Here is an 18,740-nt window from a genome sequence, read left to right as displayed (position 1 = left end):
TGAGTTAACGGAGTTCAAATAGGGGCTGCGCGAAGCCAATGACTTGCCCTTCATGAGCAATAGCCGCGACCAGAACTCCTGAACAATTTGCTTTAACTTCCTCCAGCAGCTCGTCGTTCTGCAGAAAGGCAACGATCTGACCTTCCTTGATCTCACTCCCGACCTTTACAAACGGCTCATCTCGCTGAGGATGAGCGAGATGCAGGACGCCCATGGACGGCGAGTGGATAATTTTGCAAGGCTCCTCCCCTACTTTCTCAAGGTGATCAGTGGGTGATGCAGCGTTCGCCTTGGCGTCGAACTTGAGGCTTAAACAGGCACCCGCCTGCTCAAATTCAAACGCTCTCAGAGAATGCTTTTGAAGCAGAACCACAACCTTTTCGATGAATTCGGGGCTCATTGCGACGTCTCCTTATCCTGATCGAGATAGCGTTCTAGATGGTGAATATCGAATCCCCCTTGAACGAAACCTGGTTCGCTCATCAGGCGTTGATGCAGCGGGATATTGTGTTTTATGCCAGTGAGCTGCGCCTCTCCCAAAGCACCAGCCATACGGTTGATGGCTTCCTCTCGGGTGGCACCATGCGCGAGAAACTTGGCGACGAGCGAGTCATAGTGGGGAGGTACCTGATAGCCCGAATACAGGTGACTATCAATGCGAATACCTGGCCCTCCAGGTGGTAGCCAAGACTTCACAGTCCCTGGGGCCGGGACAAAACTGAACGGATCTTCAGCATTAATCCTGCATTCGACAGCATGGCCCCGAAGGATGACTTGGCTTTGATTGATCGACAGCGGGAAGCCTTGAGCGATCAGCAGTTGCTCGCGCACGATATCTACCCCTGTTACCAACTCGGTAACAGGATGTTCAACTTGAACTCGGGTGTTCATCTCGATGAAAAAGAACTCACCGTTCTCATAGAGGAATTCGAATGTGCCGACGCCCCTGTAACCAATCAGTTGGCACGCCTTCACACAGCGCTCGCCGATGAATTCAATAGCCTCTCTATCGACGCCTGGTGCCGGGGACTCTTCGATAATTTTCTGATGGCGCCGTTGCATCGAGCAGTCGCGCTCGCCAAGCCATACGGCGTTGCCAAAATTGTCAGCCAGAATCTGGATTTCGATATGGCGGGGATGCTCTAGAAACTTTTCCAGATACACCTCAGGATTACCAAAGGCTCGCCCGGCCTCCTCACGCGTCATGGCCACCGACTCATTCAGCTCAGCCGGCGTGCGGACAATGCGCATACCGCGCCCTCCACCGCCTCCAGATGCTTTTACAATGAGCGGATATCCACACGTCTCAGCAATGTGGCGAACCTGCTCAGCATCATCAGGCAGTGCACCTGGTGAGCCCGGGACACATGGAACACCTGCTTCCAGCATCGCTTGCTTGGCCGAAACCTTATCGCCCATCAGGCGGATGGATGCAGAGCTGGGCCCAACAAAAACGAGTCCTGCTGCTTCGATGTCGGCAGCAAATCCTGCATTTTCAGCCAGGAAGCCATAGCCCGGGTGGATAGCCCCGGCGTCTGTCAGCTTCGCAGCTTGAAGCAGGCGCTTGGAGTTCAGATAACTTTCGCTTGCCGCAGCCGGGCCGATGCAAATGGCTTGGTCAGCCAATGCCACATGGCGCAGACCTGCATCAGCTTGAGAGTGCACTGCGATAGTTCGCAATCCTATGTCCCTGGCAGCTCGCAATACACGTAACGCAATTTCACCGCGGTTTGCGATAAGTACACTGTCAAATAGCGGCTTACTCATGATCGTCCATCGCCTCGATTGTGAACAAAGGGCTGCCGGCTTCAATCATCTCGCCGTCATTTTTAAGGATTGCCACAACGCGACCACTACGATCAGCCTCAATGGGATTGAGCATCTTCATGGCCTCAACGATTGCCAGCGTCTGCCCTTCCTCGACAACATCCCCCACCTCAACAAAGGGCGGTTTGTCTGGTGAAGGGGAGCGATAGAAAATTCCTACCAAACTGGAGGACACTGAATAGCCTGACTTATCTGATGACACGGATGGAGTTTCTTTTGAGTCATCTTGGGTCGACATGCCAGCAGGAGTGATGTTGGCGGTAACCAGCCCACGCTGTGCGGGAACGCCTTCGGTCAGACCGTGCAAGCCGAGGCGGATGCGACAGTCTCCCTCGCTGTATTCCAGCTCCGCTACTTTCGAGCGTTCGACAATTTCGATCAGGCGCTCGATAAACTCTATGTTCATATCTCTTCTCGCTTTGACGATACCGTCAGTCATTCGCTTAACGCTCAAACGAAACTGGCAATGACAACGTTTTGGGTTTCCAGAGTGCTTCGCACATGGGCGGCGATTGCGACAGCAGCCGGTGTATCGCTATGGACACAAATTGAATCGATGGGGCATGGAATGATCTTGCCCGATAGGGTTTCGATACCTTGAGCACGCACCATTCGTACAACCCGATCTGCAGCTTCGTTAGGGTTGTGGATTACTGCACCAGGCAATTTGCGTGAGACGAGATGCCCTTCTTCGGTATAAGCACGATCGGCAAAAATCTCCGAGCGCACTTCAAGGCCCATTTCGGAAGCAATGCGCGCCTGGTGTCCCAGGGCAATAACCAGACAGATCAAAGAAGGGTCTACAGCATGGATAGCGCGGCATACTGCGGCAGCGACGTCCGGATCAGTTTGCGTCAGATTTCCGAGTGCGCCATGAGCCTTGACGTGCGTGAGCGTATGCCCGGAAAAACTCGCCATAGCTTGCGAGGCACCGATCTGGTACGCCACTAACCGCTCAATTTCTGATACTGAGAATGGAATATTGCGACGGCCAAAACCCCACAGGTCGGGAAAGCCGGGATGTGCGCCCACGGCAACTCCACGATCTTTTGCCAATGCGTAGGTAGCAGCCATGATGTCAGGGTCGCCACCATGAAAGCCGCAAGCGATATTGGCAGAACTGACGATGTTCAAGATGGCTTCATCATCGCCCATCGTATATGCGCCAAAACCTTCGCCCATGTCCGAGTTCAAATCGACCGTCAATGAGTGTTGTGACATGAAAATATTCTCATAAAAAAGTGGGCCTGCCGGCCAGTCAAAGGGTCAGGCCCAACGTCCGTTCCAGCGTATTGAGTTCATGATCCAGCTGCTTCTGTGCTTCGATAGCTTCAGCCAGGTCAATCTCCAGAAATCGCAGTTTGCTGCCGACCGGCGCTTGAGCGAGCAGCGACAAGTCCGCGTCGATGACGTTGGCAATTTTTGGGTAGCCACCACACGTATTGGCCTCCGCCATCTGAATAATGGGCTGGCCAGAAGGAGGTACTTGAATCGTGCCGGGAAGAATTCCATGCGATAAAAGTTCCAGCGGGCTGCGTAACTTGAGCTCCGCACCGCTAAGTCGCATGCCCATGCGATTGGTTTCCTGGGTCACCTGCCAGAGCTCAGAAAAAAAACGCTCACGGGCCTCGTCCTTGAAATCCTCATACTGCGCAGCAGGCAATACACGGATGACGGTTTCTGTAGTCAATGACGGCATCTCACGAACACCAGAGAGTCCGTAGCTTCCGGGACTTTTCGCTCGGGGAGGATTCATCGTAAGTTGGTCGCCACGGATAAGGCCACGCCCCTGAAAACCTCCAAAACCACTCTTCAAGTCCGTCGCGCGTGAGCCCATTAGCACCGGAACATCGATGCCTCCTGCAAAGGCCAAGTAAACGCGCGCGCCTCGACGCGGGGCGTGAATAATCAATATCTGGCCAGCTTTGCCATTACACGCCCAATTGGGTGGTAACTCGAGGTCATCCAAGAGAGTTGGAGCGTCTGCACCGGTCATCGCAAAACGACAGTCCGTTACGAACCTCAGACGCATCGGAAAAAGGACAATCTCCAGACCCGCGTAATCAGCTGGATTACCCACCATGATGTTGGCAGTGCTTAACGCCAGCCTGTCCATAGCACCCGATTGGCCAACCCCAATATTGAGGTAACCCTTACGCCCTAAATCCTGAACAGAGTTCAAGGCGCCAGTAGATAGAATTTCGATCATGATTCAATTCCAGCGATGCTGAAGCGAATGCGATCACCTGGTTGCAAGAACGATGGAGACTCACGCTGCTGGTCGAATAGTTTCAGTTCTGTTCGACCAATGACGTGCCAACCGGAAGGGGCCGCGCACGGCATGATCCCCGCCTGGGTACCACCAATAATGATCGCGCCCTCCTCCAGCCGCATCCGCGGAACTGAGCGGCGGGGGGTTGCGAGCTTAGGGTTCAATCCAGATAAGTATGGGAATCCCGGCATCGCGCCGACACAGGCAACCTGATAAAGCGCCTCGCTGTGCAGCCGTATGAAAGTTAGGACGTCCATCTTCGCTAGCTCGGCGATGACAGCTAAATCCTCACCCTGATGACCACCATAGATAACCGGTACGTCGATCTCTCGTCCCACTTGCTCATTCACAGTCACATGCGACCAAGCGTGAAAAAGCTGCTCCGTGAGTGCACCGACTGAAGTGTCCGCGGGTGAGTAAACGACCAGCAAATTGTTCATTCCTGGCACAACTTCACGCACACCCGGCAATTGAGTCATCAGGTTCGCCGTCGCTAGCACACGCTGTTGTACTGGCTCACTGAATCCAGCTGAAGTGGCATCAAGAAATAGACCTTGGCTGCCCGCAATGCAGATTTTTGGCAAGGGATCGAGAGAGGACATATCAACGACTCACTCGTTAACAGGAACGGTGTAGTTGAGGATGAGGCGACCGCCATCTGGATAGATTGTTTGACCAACAATGTAAGACGCGTCCTCACTCGCCAGGAATGACGCAACACTGGCCACCTCTGACGCTTGACCTACGCGTGCGATTGGAGTGCGAGACAATACGGTGTGCCGCTGTGCAGGGCTGGCCATTACCGAGTTCATCACCAGATCGGTCGCAATCGTTCCTGGGCCGATGGCATTGACCCGGATTCCATGCGAGATCAAACCAACGGCCATAACGGCTGTCAGTTGCTTGATTCCACCTTTCGAAACTGCGTACGCAACCGCGGTAGGGTTGGCGAGCACTGCATTGATAGACGACATGTTGATGATCGAACCTTTGATCCCCTTTTCGATCATGACGCGGGCGGCAGCCTGGCCGATCAAAAAAGGAGACTTCAGGTTAACGCGCTGAGTTTTATCAAAGGCGTCTTCGGGGTAATCAACGAAGTCCGCGGTGATGATAATTCCGGCGTTGTTTACGACGATATCCAGCGAGCCAAAATGATCCACTGCCTTCGCTACAATGGCCTTGGCCATGGCTGAGGAAATATCGCTCAGATCAGCGGCATACCACGTTGCGTTTTCACCCAGGCGCTCGGCCTGTGCACGAACTTTATCCTCTTGCACATCGACCAATACCACCTTGGCGCCGTCAGCCAAAAAGCGCTCGGCACAAGCCAAACCCAAACCCTGAGCAGCACCCGTTACCAGTGCGACCTTGTTAGCATGTTTCATAGGTACTCCCGTTCACTTTGGATAATAGAAAACTTATTTCGAAGTTTTTTAGGCAGGCACATCAACAAACTCATTAACGAGTTGGAACGACATGGTCAGTGGCCTCCCAGGTATGCGTTGCGAACTTCATCGTTGGTCAGTAGCTCGTGGCCGGTGCCTGTGAGACGAATCTCACCGTTGACCATTACGTAGGCACGATCCGACAGCTTCAGGGCGTGGTTGGCGTTCTGCTCCACCAGGAAGATCGTCATCCCGGTTGCCGCAAGCTCACGCAGAGTGGAGAAAATCTGTTTAACGACGATTGGTGCCAGCCCCAGGCTTGGCTCATCCAGCAGCAACAGCTTGGGACGGCTCATCAGGGCACGTGCAATGGCCAGCATTTGCTGTTCGCCGCCGGACATCGTCATCGCACGCTGGTTCCTGCGCTCCTTGAGGCGTGGGAACAGTTCGAACATGCGCTGCATGTCTTCGCTGGCGTGTTTGTCCCCGATCGGGATGGTGCCCATCATCAAGTTCTCTTCCACCGACATATCGGGGAACACACGGCGACCTTCCGGCGACTGCGCAATGCCGTTAGAGGCAATGTAGTGCGACGACTTGTGGGTGATCTCGGTGCCTTGAAAGATGATCTGCCCGTAAGCTGCACGCGGCTGACCGAAGATCGACATCAGCAGTGTGGACTTACCCGCTCCGTTGGAACCGATCAGGCTGACAGTTTCGCCTTCGTTAATTTCCAGCGAGACTTTCTTCAGCGCCTGAATCGGCCCGTAGTACACGTCAATCTCTTTTAGTTCGAGGATCGGCTTTCTCATACCAACTCCTCCTCATCTGCGCCCAGATACGCAGCAATCACTTTCGGATCGTTGCGGATCTGTTCCGGCTTTCCCTTGGCGATTACATTGCCGTGGTCGAGCACGACGATATCGTCAGAAATCCCCATGACCATGCCCATGTCATGCTCGATCAGCACGATGGTCATGTCATGGTCGTCGCGTAGGTAGCGAATCATCCCGCTCAGCGCTTCGGTTTCCTGTGGGTTTAGACCGGCAGCTGGTTCGTCCAGGCATATCACCTGCGGACGGGTGCACATGGCGCGGGCGATTTCCAGCCGGCGTTGCTGACCATAGGAAAGCTCCCCGGCCAGGCGGTTGGCGCAATCCACCAGATCGACCACTTCCAGCCAGTAGAAAGCGGTGTTCATGGCGTCCTCCTCAGCCTTGCGGTAACCCTTGGTGTTGAGGATCCCGGCAACCATGCTGCGGTTGACCCACATGTGCTGGGCGACCAAAAGGTTCTCGATAACGGACATCTCCTTGAACAGACGAATGTTCTGGAATGTCCGTGCAAGCCCTGCACGGTTCACCAGGTGCGTACCGCCGAACATCTTGTAGAACAGACGTCTGGCGAAGCGGTTTGGCGAGATGAAGTCGGTGGGGAGAAATTGTTCACCAAGCAACTGAATTACATTGGTCTTCTTGCCGCGAGCATTAAGTTCTATACGCCCGCCTGTTGCCTTGTAGAAACCGGTCAGGCAGTTGAACACGGTGGTCTTGCCCGCACCGTTAGGGCCAATCAAGGCAAAAATAGAATTACGGCGCACCTGCAGGCTAACGTCGCTCAGGGCTTTGATGCCACCGAAGTGCATCACCAGGTTTTCAACAGACAGAACGATTTCGTTGCTCATGACGCGCCCCCTACTTTGGCCATCACGCCCTTGCGTGGACGTACACCGGTACGGCTGACACGGATCAGGCCACGTGGGCGCCACATCATCATCAGCACCATCAAAACGCCGAACAGCAGCACGCGGTACTCTGCGAAGCTGCGTAGCATCTCCGGCGCGACAGTCAGCACAAATGCGGCGATCACAACACCCACAGTTGAGCCCATGCCGCCGAGTACGACGATGGCGAGAATCAGCGCAGACTCAAAGAAGGTGAACGAGGTCGGGTTGACGAAGCCTTGATAGCTGGCAAAGAACACCCCGGCCAGACCTGCAGTCGAGGCACCAATGGCGAACGCCGAGAGCTTGACCAGGACGTGATTCAGACCCATAGAGCGGCAGGCGATTTCATCTTCACGCAAGGCCTCCCATGCGCGACCGATCGGCATGCGGGTCAGGCGATGCTTGATGTACAGCACAGCCAGCACCACCAAAAACAGCACGACATAAATGAAGATGAATTTGAGGTTGGGGTTGTAATCCATGCCCAGCAATTGGTGGATCGGTATTCCCCCCCCTTTCGCCTGCCTGCCGAACTCTATGCCCATGAATGTAGGTGCGGGCACCGGCAAGCCGTTAGGGCCGCCAGTGAAGGACAGCCAGTTGTTGAGCACCAGTCGAATGATTTCACCGAAGCCCAAGGTCACAATGGCCAGATAGTCGCCATGCAGCCGCAACACTGGAAAGCCCAATAGGCAACCGGCGAACCCGGCAGCAATCGCGGCCAGTGGCAACACAGACCAGAACCCGAGCCCCAGGTACTGATATCCCAATGCCAGGCCATAAGCCCCGATCGCATAAAAGCCGACATAACCCAAATCCAAAAGACCGGCCAGACCGACCACGATGTTCAGGCCAAGCCCCAGAAGCACGTAGATCAGACCAAGGATGACCACGGTAATCAGGTACTTGTCAGCGAAGGCAGGAAAGATCAGAGCGGCGAGCACCACCAGTGGCATGATCCAGAGCAGGCGTGATCTGTGATCAGGCTTTAGGACATGCACACCACTGTCGGCGTGAGTGAAGCGATGGGATAACCGCTGCCCTGTTTGAGTTTGTAGAAACAGGCTCAACGCAAAACGTCCAGCCATGACAATCGCTGTCATCCACGCTACTCGTGCGGGTTGCCAGTTGAAGCTGTAACCGTCCAGAACAACACCCACAACTGGGCCAAAAACGATCAACGCCAAGAGGCCAGCGACCAACGTCTCGATAAGGCTTTTTTTGATATCGTAGGATTTGAAGCGATGCGCTTCATTCCCTAGTGCTTTATTCAGGGTTATGGAAGACATGCTCACACCTTTGTAACTAGGGGGCGGCCAAGCAGGCCTTGTGGTCTCAGGATCAGGATGAGTACCAGCAGCGCGAAGCTAAAAACGTCCTTGTAATCGCTGTTAACCATCCCGGCGAATTGCGATTCAGCAACACCCAAAATCAAACCACCAAACATGGCCCCTGGTAACGACCCAATCCCACCGAGTACTGCTGCTGTGAATGCCTTTATGCCGATGATGAAACCTGCATAAAAATCAAACGTGCCGTAGTTCATCGTGATCAGAACACCTGCCAAAGCGGCCATGGCAGCGCCAATGATGAACACGTAAGAAATAACCCGATCCGTATTGATCCCCAGAATCGAGGCCATTTTTCGGTCTTGCTGCACGGCGCGACACATCCGTCCAAGCTTCGTGCACTTGATCAGCCACGTGAGGATCGCCATGCCGACGAAAGCTGCAATCAGGATGAAAATCTTGGTGTAGGTAAGCTGAACAAAGCCGGTGCCGATCGAAAACCTCATCGATCCTTCAAGCAAGGTAGGCACGCCCTGCTGATGCGCGCCCTGGCTGATTTGCACATAGTTCTGCAGGATCAGAGACATGCCTATGGCACTGATCAACGGTGCCAATCGGGTCGAGTTACGCAGCGGTTTATAGGCCACGCGCTCAATCACCAAGCCATAAACACCGGTGACCACGATTGTGAAAACCAGAGTGCCTAGAATGAGGAAGGGAAACGACTGGACGCCAAAAAAAGAAAATACTGCCAACCCGATAGCGGCCAAATACGCAGAGACCATATACACATCGCCATGGGCGAAGTTGATCATCCCGATAATGCCGTAGACCATGGTGTATCCGATCGCAATCAGCCCATACACAGAGCCAAGCGTCAGGCCATTCACCATCTGCTGAAGAAAGATGCCGTCCACGATTAGAATTCCGTCAGTGAATTGAGAAACACGCACCCTGCGCTCGACCCGTTAACGGGTCGAGGCAAGTGAGCACCCGGTCAAAGTTGCTTGTATTTGCCGTCGGGGCCCCACTGGTACATCACATAATCGGAAACCTTCAGATCACCGTTTTTATCCCACTCTTTATTACCAATCGCAGTAGGTACCGGATGGCTCTTCAACCAAGCAGAAGCCTTCTCACCGTTGGTGCTTTTGGTCGCATTGAACGCTGCCGCTAATGCTTGAACCGAAGAATAGGAATACAGGGTGTAGCCTTCAGGCTCGTACCCATTGGCTCGGAATTTTTCAACAACCGATTTGCCAGCAGGGTTGTTACGCGGATCAGCCCCGAACGTCATCATCACGCCGTTGACGTACTGAGCCCCCCCGGCGGCGCTGACTAGCTCATCAGTCACGATGCCATCGCCAGAAATGAATTTCGCTGTCACACCCTGCTCACGCAGCTGCCGTACAAGCGGGCCAGCCTCTGGGTGCAAACCACCGAAATAAACCACTTCAGGATCGGTCGCTCGAATTTTAGTAACGAGGGCATTGAAGTCTTTCTCTCCACGGGTCAGTCCCTCGTAAAGCACTTCCTTTACACCCTTTTTGTTGAGCTCAACCTTTGTTGCGTCGGCCAGGCCCTGACCGTATGTGTCCTTGTCATGAATAATCACGACTCGCTTGGCTTTAAGGACATCAACGATGTAATCGCCTGCGACAATGCCCTGCTGATCGTCACGTCCACAGTTACGGAAAACTGTCGGCAACCCACGCTCAGTCACTTTGGGGTTGGTTGCTGCCGGACTAATGGTGATGACTCCAGCATCAGCGTAAATCTCATTCGTCGGAATAACCGAGGACGAACAGAAGTGACCGACCACTGCGACCACTTTGTCTGATTCGATCAGCCGGTTCGCAACAGCCACAGCTTGCTTTGGGTCACAAGCATCGTCGCCCTTCACGAGGCGAATCTTGTCGCCATTGACACCACCATCTTTATTTATGACGTCAGCGGCAGCCTGTGCCCCGCGCCAAACCTGATCCCCGTAAGCTGCATAGGTGCCCGTAAAAGGCCCTGCCACACCGATCACCACATCAGCATGAACGACACCACTGACTAACGCAGCTGCCAAGGTTGTACTCACCAAAAACGGTTTCGCTTTACCACTCATATCGCTCGCTCCAAGGTAGAACAGCTCTATTGCGACCCTCAGCTCCAAACCGCAAACTGCACAACGCGACTGAAAAAGAAGGTCTTTAAGGGATCAGCAGAAGAAAGTTGGCAAACTCTGGGAAGCCGCCCGCCAACATCAAGGGCTTATTTTATTGATCTTCATATGGGTGCCGGCCCTGGCATGTGTGCTCATTCTGCCGACAACATGCGGGAACTGGCTTGCACTAACACAGCCGATTCGATGCGGTTTTTTGCATAGCATGCGGGCAAGCGGGCGCGAAATCCCCCACCTGGATACAGCAGCGTCCAAATGAAAAAAGTCGGATAAGCGAGGAGTTACTGAGCCTGAAGGCTCAGTCGGTACTGCTGAGGGGTGAAGTGCGTTGCGGCTTTGAACTGACGAGAAAATGCGCTGTGATCAGCATAGCCGCACTCGCCAGCGATGTCGGTGATACTGGCTTGCGACTCCTCCAACAATCGACAGGCCTTGTCTATACGAATCCGGATGAGCATCTGCTTGGGCGTAAGCTGGAAGATCTCTTTCGTTAAACGCTCCAGCGTATCAACGGACAGATTGACGCTCTGGGCAACATCCGAAATAAGTAGTTTTTGATCGCTATCTGTTTCCAGAATTCGTATGAAATCCATCAGTCTTTTATAGCTACTTTTTTTCTCATCCGGTCTGGGCAAAATTCGCGATATCCCGACCAGGCCAAAATTCCCCGTCACCGGATCCTTGAATTGGAATTTAGAGCTGAGACACCATTGCTTCCTTCCGTCAGCAGAGAAATACAAACGAAGCAGATCCACGATTTTTTTCCCGTCGTTGATCACGCTCATATCCTGAGCCAACGTGTTGTGACCTGTACCAGGAAAAAGCTCATCGGCGGTTAAGCCTATAACCTGCTGCTTGCTACGCATTCCTGCCTGATCAACGATCGCCTGATTGACCATTACATAGCGTGCTTGACTGTCTTTGACGAAAAACATCACATCAGGGAGTCGATCAAACACCTGCTCCAGCAATGGCAGGTTTTCGTCGACGCTACGTAGCAAATCATCACACCTGAACATGTTTGCATCCGATCCAACACTTACTGGGATTTACCTTACACCAGCCTAGCCAGAGGCATAGGGGAAAATCAAGGTATCTCATTGTGCAACCTCCCGCTAGAAGCCCGCCAAGGATACCGCACCCCATGGGGGCATCATCTACCAAGCGCGCACCGAACATGCTCAAGAAATGCTAGTAAACATACAAGCTGAGGAGGAACCTGCGTTAACTCAACGTGACAATCCTAGATCGCGCGGGCAAAAATGACTATGCAGAAAGCCGTAAAAATCCACGGAGTAAATCACAAGCCACCGCTACCCGGTTACAGCAGACTGTGCCGAGTTCGCTACTTGAGGATTTCCCCGTGACCCACCCAACCGATTCAGTTGTCATCATCGGCGGCGCCATCATCGGCAGCTTCGTCGCTTACTTCCTGCGACGTGAGGGCCATAAAGGTTCGATCAAAGTTATCGAGCGCGATAGCACCTATCAGTTCTCTTCCACTGCGCTATCCGCGTCCTCGATCCGCACCCAATTCGGCTGCCCATTCAACATCAATATGAGCCTGTTCAGTGCAGGAGTTTTCAAAGACATCAAGAAGTGGTTTGGTGAAGATGCCGACATTGGTTTTGAGGAGCGTGGGTATCTCATGCTCGGTTCGCCAGATGGAGCCGACGTGCAACGCACCACAGCTTTGATGCAACGCGAACATGGCGCCACGGTTGATATTCTGACCCCTGAACAAACCAAAGAGCGCTTCCCCTGGATCAACGCCGAAGACCTTGGAATCGCGACCTATGGAGCCGCCAACGAAGGCTGGTTTGACGCTTGGGCGCTACTGCAATTGGTTCGCCGTGAAGCCAAAAAACTTGGCGTTGAATATGTACAAGGTGAAGCCTGCGGCATCACCCAGAGCGATGGCAAAGTCGAATCCGTTCAACTCTCCGACGGAACCAGTTTGCCATGTGCCTGGTGCGTCAACGCCGCTGGGCCGGCAAGCGGAAAAGTCGCAAGCTGGCTGGGGATTGACCTTCCAGTAGAGCCCCGTAAGCGAACCGTCTTTCACATCAAAACACCGGTGCCGACCGAAGGCTTTCCAATGCTCTTTGATAATTCGGGTGCGTGGATTCGTCCGGAAGGCGATGGATTCATTGCTGGTATTGCTCTGGAGGAACCGGTGGACGTACATGCCGAGGGCGACTTCGAGCCGAGCCATCATTTGCTCGAAGAAACACTGTGGCCACTTTTGGCACACCGCATCCCTGAAATGGAACAGATTCGTCTGCAACGGTCGTGGGCAGGTCACTATGAAATGAATCTGCTGGATCATAACGGCGTCGTTGGCGCACACGACCAAATCACCAACTTCGTATTCGCAACCGGTTTCTCCGGCCATGGAGTCATGCACTCCCCCGCAACTGGCCGCGGAGTGGCTGAACTGATCGTTCACGGCAAATACCAGACTCTGGATCTGTCGCCCTTAGGTTATGAGCGCATACGTGACAATCAGCCCATCGTTGAGTCGGTTATCTACTAACTCCTGCGCGAGCCGGCATCGTCCGGCTCGCTATGCGATGCATCCTCGGTTACCTAGCGGAATTGAACGTGACAGCTGTCTCGAAAGTACTCATCCCCTCCTCCTCCCACCAGCAAAACCAAGTGCCATCTGACTTACCAGCTGCCTCGGGATACATCGAGACAGGAACCCCTGAGTTTCGTAAAACCTCATGGGCACTTCTAGCGGGTGGGTTTTCCAGTTTTGCTCTGCTTTATTGCGTTCAACCGATGATGCCTGCTCTGTCAGAGGCTTTTTCAATCAGTGCAGTCCAGAGCAGTCTCATCTTGTCTGTTTCAACCATTACCTTGGCAATTGGCCTCCTTTTTACTAGCCCAATTTCAGATGCCTTAGGTCGAAAGCGTGTGATGGTGGTCGCATTGATGGGGGCTGCGCTATGCACGATCCTGGAATCGATGATGCCAAACTGGCAAAGCTTGCTAGTGATGCGTGCGCTCCTCGGGTTGTCGCTTAGCGGCATAACGGCGCTTGCTGTGACCTACCTGAGTGAGGAGATACATCCTCGCAACATAGGCGTCGCGATCGGCTTATACATTGGCGGCAGTGCGATTGGAGGTATGTCAGGACGCCTGTTCAGTGGCCTGATTCTGGAGTACGGATCATGGCGCATCGCGGTGGGTGCGATAGGCATAGTTGGTGTGTTTGCCGCAGTACTTTTCTGGCGCTATTTGCCGGAGTCCAGGCATTTCACTCCGCGCGCGATCAACACGAAAAATTTAGTGGGAGGGTTTCTTCTCCACTTCCAAAATTCGGCATTGCGCCTCCTTTTCCTTCAAGCATTCTTGCTGATGGGCAGCCTGGTAACCTTTTTCAACTACATCGGTTATCACCTACTCCAAGGCCCGTTCTTTCTCAGCCAGCAGACAGTCAGTCTGTTGTCTTTTGTGTACCTGACAGGCCTCTACAGTTCGGCCAAAATTGGCTCTTTGGCAGACCGAGTCGGACGACCAAAAGTGTTCTGGAAGATCATTCTCCTGACATTGATCGGCGTAGTGCTCACGCTAGTGAATAATCTCTACTCACTCGTCATTGGCACAGTGATTTTCACCTTCGGTTTTTTTGGTTCTCATGCTGTTGCCAGCAGCTGGATCGGTCGATGTGCGAAGACTGCAAAAGGACAAGCTACGTCCCTTTATCAGATTTTCTTCTACATAGGAGCCAGCGTTGTGGGTACTTGGGGAGGGATGTTCTGGCAGCGTGCTCACTGGCTCGGCGTTGGACTTTTCATCGCTGGCCTGCTGACCGTTTCTCTTCTGATCTCACTGAAACTCGCTCAAAAGGCGGCCAGCCAATCCTGACACTCTGGCCCCGATCACAAAGGAAGAGGTCTGTCCTGAACGACCCGTTTCATGACAAGCGTTGAGGTCAGACGTTGCACGTTGGGCAGCGTTGAAAGGCTCTCATCATAGAGCCTTTGAAACGCAGGTAAATCCTGAGTAATGACGTGCAACAGGTAGTCCGGCTCGCCAAATAATCGTTGAGCGTCGACCACTTGCGGGATATCAACCAGCGCCCTCTCGAAAGCCTCAACCGCTTGCCTGTCACCTTCACGCAATGTGGCAAATACCATGGCGGAAAAGTTAAGGCCCAATGCGCCTGGATCAAGTTGTGCGCGATAACCGAGCAACACACCCGACTCTTCCAGTGCCCGCACCCGTCGATGGCAAGGGGAAAGGCTTAGCCCCACGCGTTCGGCGAGTTCGGTGACCGAAAGGCGACCGTCCTTTTGCAGTTCAGAAAGAATCTTGCGATCAATTCTGTCCATTTAGAAGAATCTCCCCATCTGCAGCAATCCGATGATTATCTTTGGAAGTAAATTCTAACAAGATTTCATTATTCTTCCTCGTATCAGTAATTATTGGAGCGAGACGATGCAGCGAGCGATATGCCAGCAACTGAGGTGGGCAGCACCATGACCTTGAGCGTTTTTGTTGCCTTTTGGGCCGTGTCGATTCTATTCGTCATCACGCCGGGCGCAGATTGGGCCTATGCGATTTCAGCGGGCCTAAAGGGCCGAGTCGTCATACCTGCCGTGGGCGGACTCTTGTCCGGCCATTTGATCGCAACCATGATCGTTGCCGGTGGTGTCGGCACGCTGGTGGCCAACCACCCCACTGCCTTGGCCGTGCTGACCGTTGCCGGGGCAGGTTATTTGCTTTGGTTAGGTCTAAATATGCTTGCCCACCCCGCTACACCACATTCTGATGATGTTCAGGCGTCGAGTTCCTGGAAGCACTGGGCGATCAAGGGGCTTTGTGTAAGCGGGCTGAATCCGAAGGTATTCCTGCTGTTCCTGGCGCTGTTGCCTCAGTTCACCGACGCCGCCGCTGCCTGGCCTGTTCCGATGCAGATGATTGCCCTGGGGCTCATCCACACGGTCAGTTGCGGCGTGATCTATCTGCTGGTCGGATTTGGCTCGCAGGTGGTGCTGCAAGCGCGTCCAGTCGCGGCTCGTTTCGTCAGCCGTTTCTCCGGCGCGGCTATGATCATCATCGCGGTCGTTCTGCTCACCGAGCAGGTGCTGGGTTGATCCATTTTCTAAACGAGGCAAACACCATGACCGATCAACCTTCACCATATGGCGGTGCTCCACAAGTCTCCAAGGCGCCACGAATCCGGATTCCGCATCTGAAACAGATGAAAGTAGAGGGGCAGAAATGGGCGATGCTCACCGCGTATGACATGTACAGCGCAGCTATTTTCGAAGAAGCCGGAATACCCGTCCTGCTAGTCGGCGACTCTGCGTCCAACAATGTCTACGGTAATGAATCCACGTTATCCATTACCGTTGACGAACTGATCCCTCTGGTTCGTGCAGTAAGCCGTTCGACACAACGAGCACTGGTAATTGCTGATCTTCCATTCGGCTCTTATCAGGCCTCGGCGGAGCAGTGCTTCCACACAGCCGTACGTTTCATGAAAGAAGCTGGAGCGCATGCGGTCAAACTCGAGGGTGGTATCGAAATGCTGCCTCAGGTCGAGAAACTCGTGAGTTCAGGCATACCCGTCATGGCGCACATTGGCTTCACCCCACAGATGGAACATCAACTGGGAGGCTACCGTGTCCAAGGTCGGGGCGAAGATGCGCAGCGCTTGATAGACGCAGCCAAAGCGCTTGAGGCCGCCGGTGCCTTTGCTGTTTTGATTGAGATGGTGCCCGGTGATGTGGGTCGAGCGATCTCTGAAGCCATTTCAATCCCGACTGTCGGGATTGGAGCAGGTAACCAATGCGATGCCCAGGTGCTGGTCTGGCAGGACATGGCCGGGCTACGCAGCGGATGTCTGCCGCGATTCGTCAAACAGTACGCAGATCTTCGATCGGTACTTCACACGGCAGCGAGGGACTTTGCGCTTGAGGTGAATGCAGGAACATTTCCAGGCCCTGAACATACTTTTTAGGTGCCTCCCCTCACCTTCCAAGGAGTTGTGATGAAAAGTCCAAGAGAACGTGCTGCCGAAGGTCTTGAGGTCGGAGACCGGTTCACGATAGTCCGCTGTTTTTCCGAGGACGATATTCGTCAATTCGCTCAGATTTCTCGCGACTACAACCCGGTTCACTGCGACGCACGCTACGCGGATCTGCGCAAGTTCAAGGCGCCTATTGCTCATGGCCTGCTGACAGCCAGCCTCCTCACCGAGATTGGGGGGCAAATAGGATGGCTAGCAACAGGAATGAGTTTCGAGTTTAAACGACCGGTATACGCGGAAGAACAGATCACCTGTCACTGGCTCATCACTGAAGTAGATGAACGCGGTCACGCAAAAGCCGAAGTCAGGATACTTAACGCAGAAGGAATCCCGGTGATGGAGGCGACGACTTCCGGCGTTCTGCCTGGAACTGAAGAGCGTAAGCGCCTGAAACAGATGCTTGCTGATGGAGATCCCACCAACGGCGCTACTCACGTCCTCAGTTGATCGCTTGTAACAGGTGGAGGGTGTCGGCGTTCTGTTGCTTGATTTGGATGGCAGCCCATCGAGATGAGCTGCGTTCTCAAGCGCCCTTTCGCCACCAGCCAATATCAGCCATCAGCAACAACCTACGCCTACCGGTTATACGGTATCGGTTGTGTAGCAGTGATAATCGATGTGTGTCTGAACTACTAATAGCGTCGTAGGATTCTTCAACGAGAGCAGAACTCACAACAGGAAGCAGCAAACTTGCAACGCAAAACGTTGAAGAGTGATGGCAAGCTACGATCGCGGCGCATTATCAACGATTGCACGTCCGGATGAGTCGCCACGCATCGACGTTTGGGAGTTTTCAGCGTTCATATCAACCCCCGTCGCGTTGGGCAGGCACATCGCCGCAAGGAAGGCGATCAGATATGAACAGATAGCGAATACTCCCATGGCGGTGGAAAGCCCCATGCTCGTAGAAGCAAAACCGACGGCGGCTGGCATGATCGAGCCGAAGCCGCGGCCAAAACTGGTACAAAAACCTGCGCCATTGGCACGGATGCGCGTGGGATACAGTTCAGCAAAGGCTACCGGCAACCCAGATGCCAGTCCACCCTGGAAAGCTCCCAGCAACAAGCCCAGGCCCAACGTTACAGCCATGTTGATCGGTGCGAAGGTATAGACCGAAACCACGCAGGCCTGGCAGATCAAAAACAGCATGAACGCCTTGCCGCGACTGATGTTGTCGCTGATACGGCCATAGATGAAGGGCCCCAACAGCGAACCGATGATGTTCACTGCCAGATATCCGGATGTCGACGCCACAGGCAGGTTTAGCACCATGCGCATGTATGTAGGGAGCCAGGTGATCATGATGTAGGCGCCGCCGAAGATACCGCTGGCCAGTACCGTGCTGATTAACGTCACACAACGGTGCTCACTGCCGAAAATTTCCCGCAGGTTCATTTTCTTCGGCGTGCGGCTGGCTTGAGTAAGCGCCTCGGATTCCGACACCAGCCGCCGAATGAACCAAATCAGGAGCGCCGGCAAAAGCCCAATGGCAAAGAAGGCGCGCCAAGCGATGTCTTCTGGCAGCCAGGCGAATACGACCGGCATCAAGGTAAGCGAAATCGCGTATCCGACGGCGTAGCCACTTTGCACCGAAGCAGCAACACGCCCCCGCAAGGCCGGCGAAATGGCTTCACTGATCAAAACCGCGCCGACCACCGCTTCCCCGCCGTAGCCGAAACCCTGTAGAAACCGCACTGGCAGGAACTGCCAGAAGCTACTGCATAAGACTCCCAACCTGGACTGGCCAGGGTTGATGATCAGCACAAGCAAGATCGCAGAAAAAACTCCAATCCCACTGCGGCGCATCTGAACACACCTCAAGCTCCTCGGCGAAGCCGCTCAGAAATCTTCGAAGCGAGTCTTGAGCTTCGACAAGCGATTGACCATATCGCAGCGGATCGAGCTGCGGTAAAACGTTCTGGATAACGAAATCACTGCATTCCTCGACTGTATAGCTATCCGTCAGCTCGACATAGAACTCTTCGCCTGACTCCGATACCAAGACGAGAGATATCAGCTTTGAGT

At 53.8% G+C, this 18,740-nt stretch carries 20 protein-coding genes; 5 read left to right on the top strand and 15 right to left on the bottom strand.

The annotated features are described in order from the left end of the window. Positions 1–4: 4 nt before the first annotated feature. From AC1RR7_RS05175 to AC1RR7_RS05115, 13 genes are all read right to left on the bottom strand, one after another. Positions 5–400: an acetyl-CoA carboxylase biotin carboxyl carrier protein gene (locus tag AC1RR7_RS05175; protein WP_493133826.1), complete on the bottom strand. Its 396-nt coding sequence runs from the start codon at positions 398–400 to the stop codon at positions 5–7. Next, positions 397–1,767 (bottom strand): acetyl-CoA carboxylase biotin carboxylase subunit, encoded by a 1,371-nt coding sequence (accC, locus tag AC1RR7_RS05170; protein ID WP_493156442.1) that lies wholly within the window; start codon positions 1,765–1,767, stop codon positions 397–399. The genes AC1RR7_RS05175 and accC overlap by 4 nt, the downstream gene beginning before the upstream one ends. After that, complete coding sequence (gene accB, locus AC1RR7_RS05165) at positions 1,760–2,266, bottom strand: acetyl-CoA carboxylase biotin carboxyl carrier protein (RefSeq protein ID WP_493133822.1); 507 nt, start codon at positions 2,264–2,266, stop codon at positions 1,760–1,762. The genes accC and accB overlap by 8 nt, the downstream gene beginning before the upstream one ends. A gap of 11 nt (positions 2,267–2,277) precedes the next feature. Next, positions 2,278–3,048 carry a LamB/YcsF family protein gene (locus tag AC1RR7_RS05160; RefSeq protein WP_493156440.1) on the bottom strand — a complete coding sequence of 257 codons (771 nt, stop codon included), beginning with the start codon at positions 3,046–3,048 and terminating at the stop codon, positions 2,278–2,280. Positions 3,049–3,085: 37 nt separating this feature from the next. After that, on the bottom strand, positions 3,086–4,036 hold the full coding sequence (locus AC1RR7_RS05155) for a 5-oxoprolinase subunit C family protein (protein ID WP_493133818.1): 951 nt from the start codon (positions 4,034–4,036) through the stop codon (positions 3,086–3,088). Then, complete coding sequence (gene pxpB / locus AC1RR7_RS05150) at positions 4,033–4,701, bottom strand: 5-oxoprolinase subunit PxpB (protein ID WP_493156438.1); 669 nt, start codon at positions 4,699–4,701, stop codon at positions 4,033–4,035. The genes AC1RR7_RS05155 and pxpB overlap by 4 nt, the downstream gene beginning before the upstream one ends. A 9-nt stretch (positions 4,702–4,710) precedes the next feature. Beyond that, the gene (locus tag AC1RR7_RS05145; protein WP_123364314.1) at positions 4,711–5,487 is read right to left on the bottom strand and encodes an SDR family NAD(P)-dependent oxidoreductase; all 777 of its coding nucleotides are present in this window, start codon (positions 5,485–5,487) and stop codon (positions 4,711–4,713) included. A gap of 95 nt (positions 5,488–5,582) precedes the next feature. Continuing rightward, positions 5,583–6,299 carry an ABC transporter ATP-binding protein gene (locus AC1RR7_RS05140; RefSeq protein WP_493156436.1) on the bottom strand — a complete coding sequence of 239 codons (717 nt, stop codon included), beginning with the start codon at positions 6,297–6,299 and terminating at the stop codon, positions 5,583–5,585. Next, a complete protein-coding gene (locus AC1RR7_RS05135) occupies positions 6,296–7,171 on the bottom strand; it encodes an ABC transporter ATP-binding protein (protein ID WP_493133812.1) in 876 nt (291 codons plus the stop codon). Before AC1RR7_RS05135 ends, AC1RR7_RS05140 begins: the two co-directional genes overlap by 4 nt. Next, complete coding sequence (livM, locus tag AC1RR7_RS05130; protein WP_493133810.1) at positions 7,168–8,502, bottom strand: high-affinity branched-chain amino acid ABC transporter permease LivM; 1,335 nt, start codon at positions 8,500–8,502, stop codon at positions 7,168–7,170. Before livM ends, AC1RR7_RS05135 begins: the two co-directional genes overlap by 4 nt. A gap of 2 nt (positions 8,503–8,504) precedes the next feature. Beyond that, positions 8,505–9,419, bottom strand: coding sequence for an ABC transporter permease subunit (locus AC1RR7_RS05125; protein WP_493133808.1), 915 nt, complete (start codon positions 9,417–9,419; stop codon positions 8,505–8,507). An 80-nt stretch (positions 9,420–9,499) separates the two neighbouring features. Then, positions 9,500–10,615 (bottom strand): branched-chain amino acid ABC transporter substrate-binding protein, encoded by a 1,116-nt coding sequence (locus AC1RR7_RS05120; protein ID WP_493133806.1) that lies wholly within the window; start codon positions 10,613–10,615, stop codon positions 9,500–9,502. 338 nt (positions 10,616–10,953) lie between these two features. Next, positions 10,954–11,691 carry a helix-turn-helix domain-containing protein gene (locus AC1RR7_RS05115; protein WP_493156434.1) on the bottom strand — a complete coding sequence of 246 codons (738 nt, stop codon included), beginning with the start codon at positions 11,689–11,691 and terminating at the stop codon, positions 10,954–10,956. Between the two features lie 344 nt (positions 11,692–12,035). On the opposite strand from AC1RR7_RS05115, the gene AC1RR7_RS05110 reads away from it, so the two are divergent. Both AC1RR7_RS05110 and AC1RR7_RS05105 read left to right on the top strand, forming a co-directional pair. Further along, entirely contained in the window at positions 12,036–13,208 is a 1,173-nt protein-coding gene (locus tag AC1RR7_RS05110) for an NAD(P)/FAD-dependent oxidoreductase (RefSeq protein ID WP_493156432.1), read from the top strand. A gap of 68 nt (positions 13,209–13,276) precedes the next feature. After that, on the top strand, positions 13,277–14,545 hold the full coding sequence (locus tag AC1RR7_RS05105; RefSeq protein ID WP_493156430.1) for an MFS transporter: 1,269 nt from the start codon (positions 13,277–13,279) through the stop codon (positions 14,543–14,545). A gap of 14 nt (positions 14,546–14,559) precedes the next feature. Here the strand turns inward: AC1RR7_RS05105 and AC1RR7_RS05100 are convergent, their stop codons facing one another. After that, a complete protein-coding gene (locus AC1RR7_RS05100) occupies positions 14,560–15,012 on the bottom strand; it encodes an Lrp/AsnC family transcriptional regulator (protein WP_008004522.1) in 453 nt (150 codons plus the stop codon). Between the two features lie 147 nt (positions 15,013–15,159). Here AC1RR7_RS05100 and AC1RR7_RS05095 point away from each other — a divergent pair, with 147 nt between their 5' ends. Genes AC1RR7_RS05095 through AC1RR7_RS05085 form a run of 3 tightly spaced genes read left to right on the top strand, consistent with a single transcriptional unit; the run spans position 15,160 to position 17,162 of the window. Further along, positions 15,160–15,777: a LysE family translocator gene (locus AC1RR7_RS05095; RefSeq protein ID WP_493156428.1), complete on the top strand. Its 618-nt coding sequence runs from the start codon at positions 15,160–15,162 to the stop codon at positions 15,775–15,777. A 26-nt stretch (positions 15,778–15,803) separates the two neighbouring features. Then, on the top strand, positions 15,804–16,646 hold the full coding sequence (gene panB, locus AC1RR7_RS05090) for a 3-methyl-2-oxobutanoate hydroxymethyltransferase (protein ID WP_248795886.1): 843 nt from the start codon (positions 15,804–15,806) through the stop codon (positions 16,644–16,646). Positions 16,647–16,676: 30 nt separating this feature from the next. Further along, positions 16,677–17,162: a MaoC family dehydratase gene (locus AC1RR7_RS05085; RefSeq protein ID WP_493156426.1), complete on the top strand. Its 486-nt coding sequence runs from the start codon at positions 16,677–16,679 to the stop codon at positions 17,160–17,162. 276 nt (positions 17,163–17,438) lie between these two features. On the opposite strand, the gene AC1RR7_RS05080 is transcribed toward AC1RR7_RS05085, so the two are convergent. Next, the gene (locus tag AC1RR7_RS05080; RefSeq protein ID WP_493156424.1) at positions 17,439–18,521 is read right to left on the bottom strand and encodes an MFS transporter; all 1,083 of its coding nucleotides are present in this window, start codon (positions 18,519–18,521) and stop codon (positions 17,439–17,441) included. Between the last annotated feature and the right edge of the window lie 219 nt (positions 18,522–18,740).

The organism is Pseudomonas sp. GW821-FHT11G12 (assembly GCF_058808055.1).
This window is presented reverse-complemented; position numbering and strand designations above follow the sequence as displayed.

Bases quoted from the DNA above. Each gene is read 5' to 3' on its own strand.
- AC1RR7_RS05100 (WP_008004522.1), bottom strand. From the start codon at position 15,012: ATGGACAGAATTGATCGCAAGATTCTTTCTGAACTGCAAAAGGACGGT.
- AC1RR7_RS05085 (WP_493156426.1), top strand. From the start codon at position 16,677: ATGAAAAGTCCAAGAGAACGTGCTGCCGAAGGTCTTGAGGTCGGAGAC.
- AC1RR7_RS05175 (WP_493133826.1), bottom strand. From the start codon at position 400: ATGAGCCCCGAATTCATCGAAAAGGTTGTGGTTCTGCTTCAAAAGCAT.
- AC1RR7_RS05140 (WP_493156436.1), bottom strand. From the start codon at position 6,299: ATGAGAAAGCCGATCCTCGAACTAAAAGAGATTGACGTGTACTACGGG.
- accB (WP_493133822.1), bottom strand. From the start codon at position 2,266: ATGACTGACGGTATCGTCAAAGCGAGAAGAGATATGAACATAGAGTTT.
- AC1RR7_RS05095 (WP_493156428.1), top strand. From the start codon at position 15,160: ATGACCTTGAGCGTTTTTGTTGCCTTTTGGGCCGTGTCGATTCTATTC.
- AC1RR7_RS05135 (WP_493133812.1), bottom strand. From the start codon at position 7,171: ATGAGCAACGAAATCGTTCTGTCTGTTGAAAACCTGGTGATGCACTTC.
- pxpB (WP_493156438.1), bottom strand. From the start codon at position 4,701: ATGTCCTCTCTCGATCCCTTGCCAAAAATCTGCATTGCGGGCAGCCAA.
- AC1RR7_RS05145 (WP_123364314.1), bottom strand. From the start codon at position 5,487: ATGAAACATGCTAACAAGGTCGCACTGGTAACGGGTGCTGCTCAGGGT.
- AC1RR7_RS05155 (WP_493133818.1), bottom strand. From the start codon at position 4,036: ATGATCGAAATTCTATCTACTGGCGCCTTGAACTCTGTTCAGGATTTA.
- AC1RR7_RS05080 (WP_493156424.1), bottom strand. From the start codon at position 18,521: ATGCGCCGCAGTGGGATTGGAGTTTTTTCTGCGATCTTGCTTGTGCTG.
- panB (WP_248795886.1), top strand. From the start codon at position 15,804: ATGACCGATCAACCTTCACCATATGGCGGTGCTCCACAAGTCTCCAAG.
- AC1RR7_RS05120 (WP_493133806.1), bottom strand. From the start codon at position 10,615: ATGAGTGGTAAAGCGAAACCGTTTTTGGTGAGTACAACCTTGGCAGCT.
- AC1RR7_RS05160 (WP_493156440.1), bottom strand. From the start codon at position 3,048: ATGTCACAACACTCATTGACGGTCGATTTGAACTCGGACATGGGCGAA.
- accC (WP_493156442.1), bottom strand. From the start codon at position 1,767: ATGAGTAAGCCGCTATTTGACAGTGTACTTATCGCAAACCGCGGTGAA.
- AC1RR7_RS05115 (WP_493156434.1), bottom strand. From the start codon at position 11,691: ATGTTCAGGTGTGATGATTTGCTACGTAGCGTCGACGAAAACCTGCCA.
- livM (WP_493133810.1), bottom strand. From the start codon at position 8,502: ATGTCTTCCATAACCCTGAATAAAGCACTAGGGAATGAAGCGCATCGC.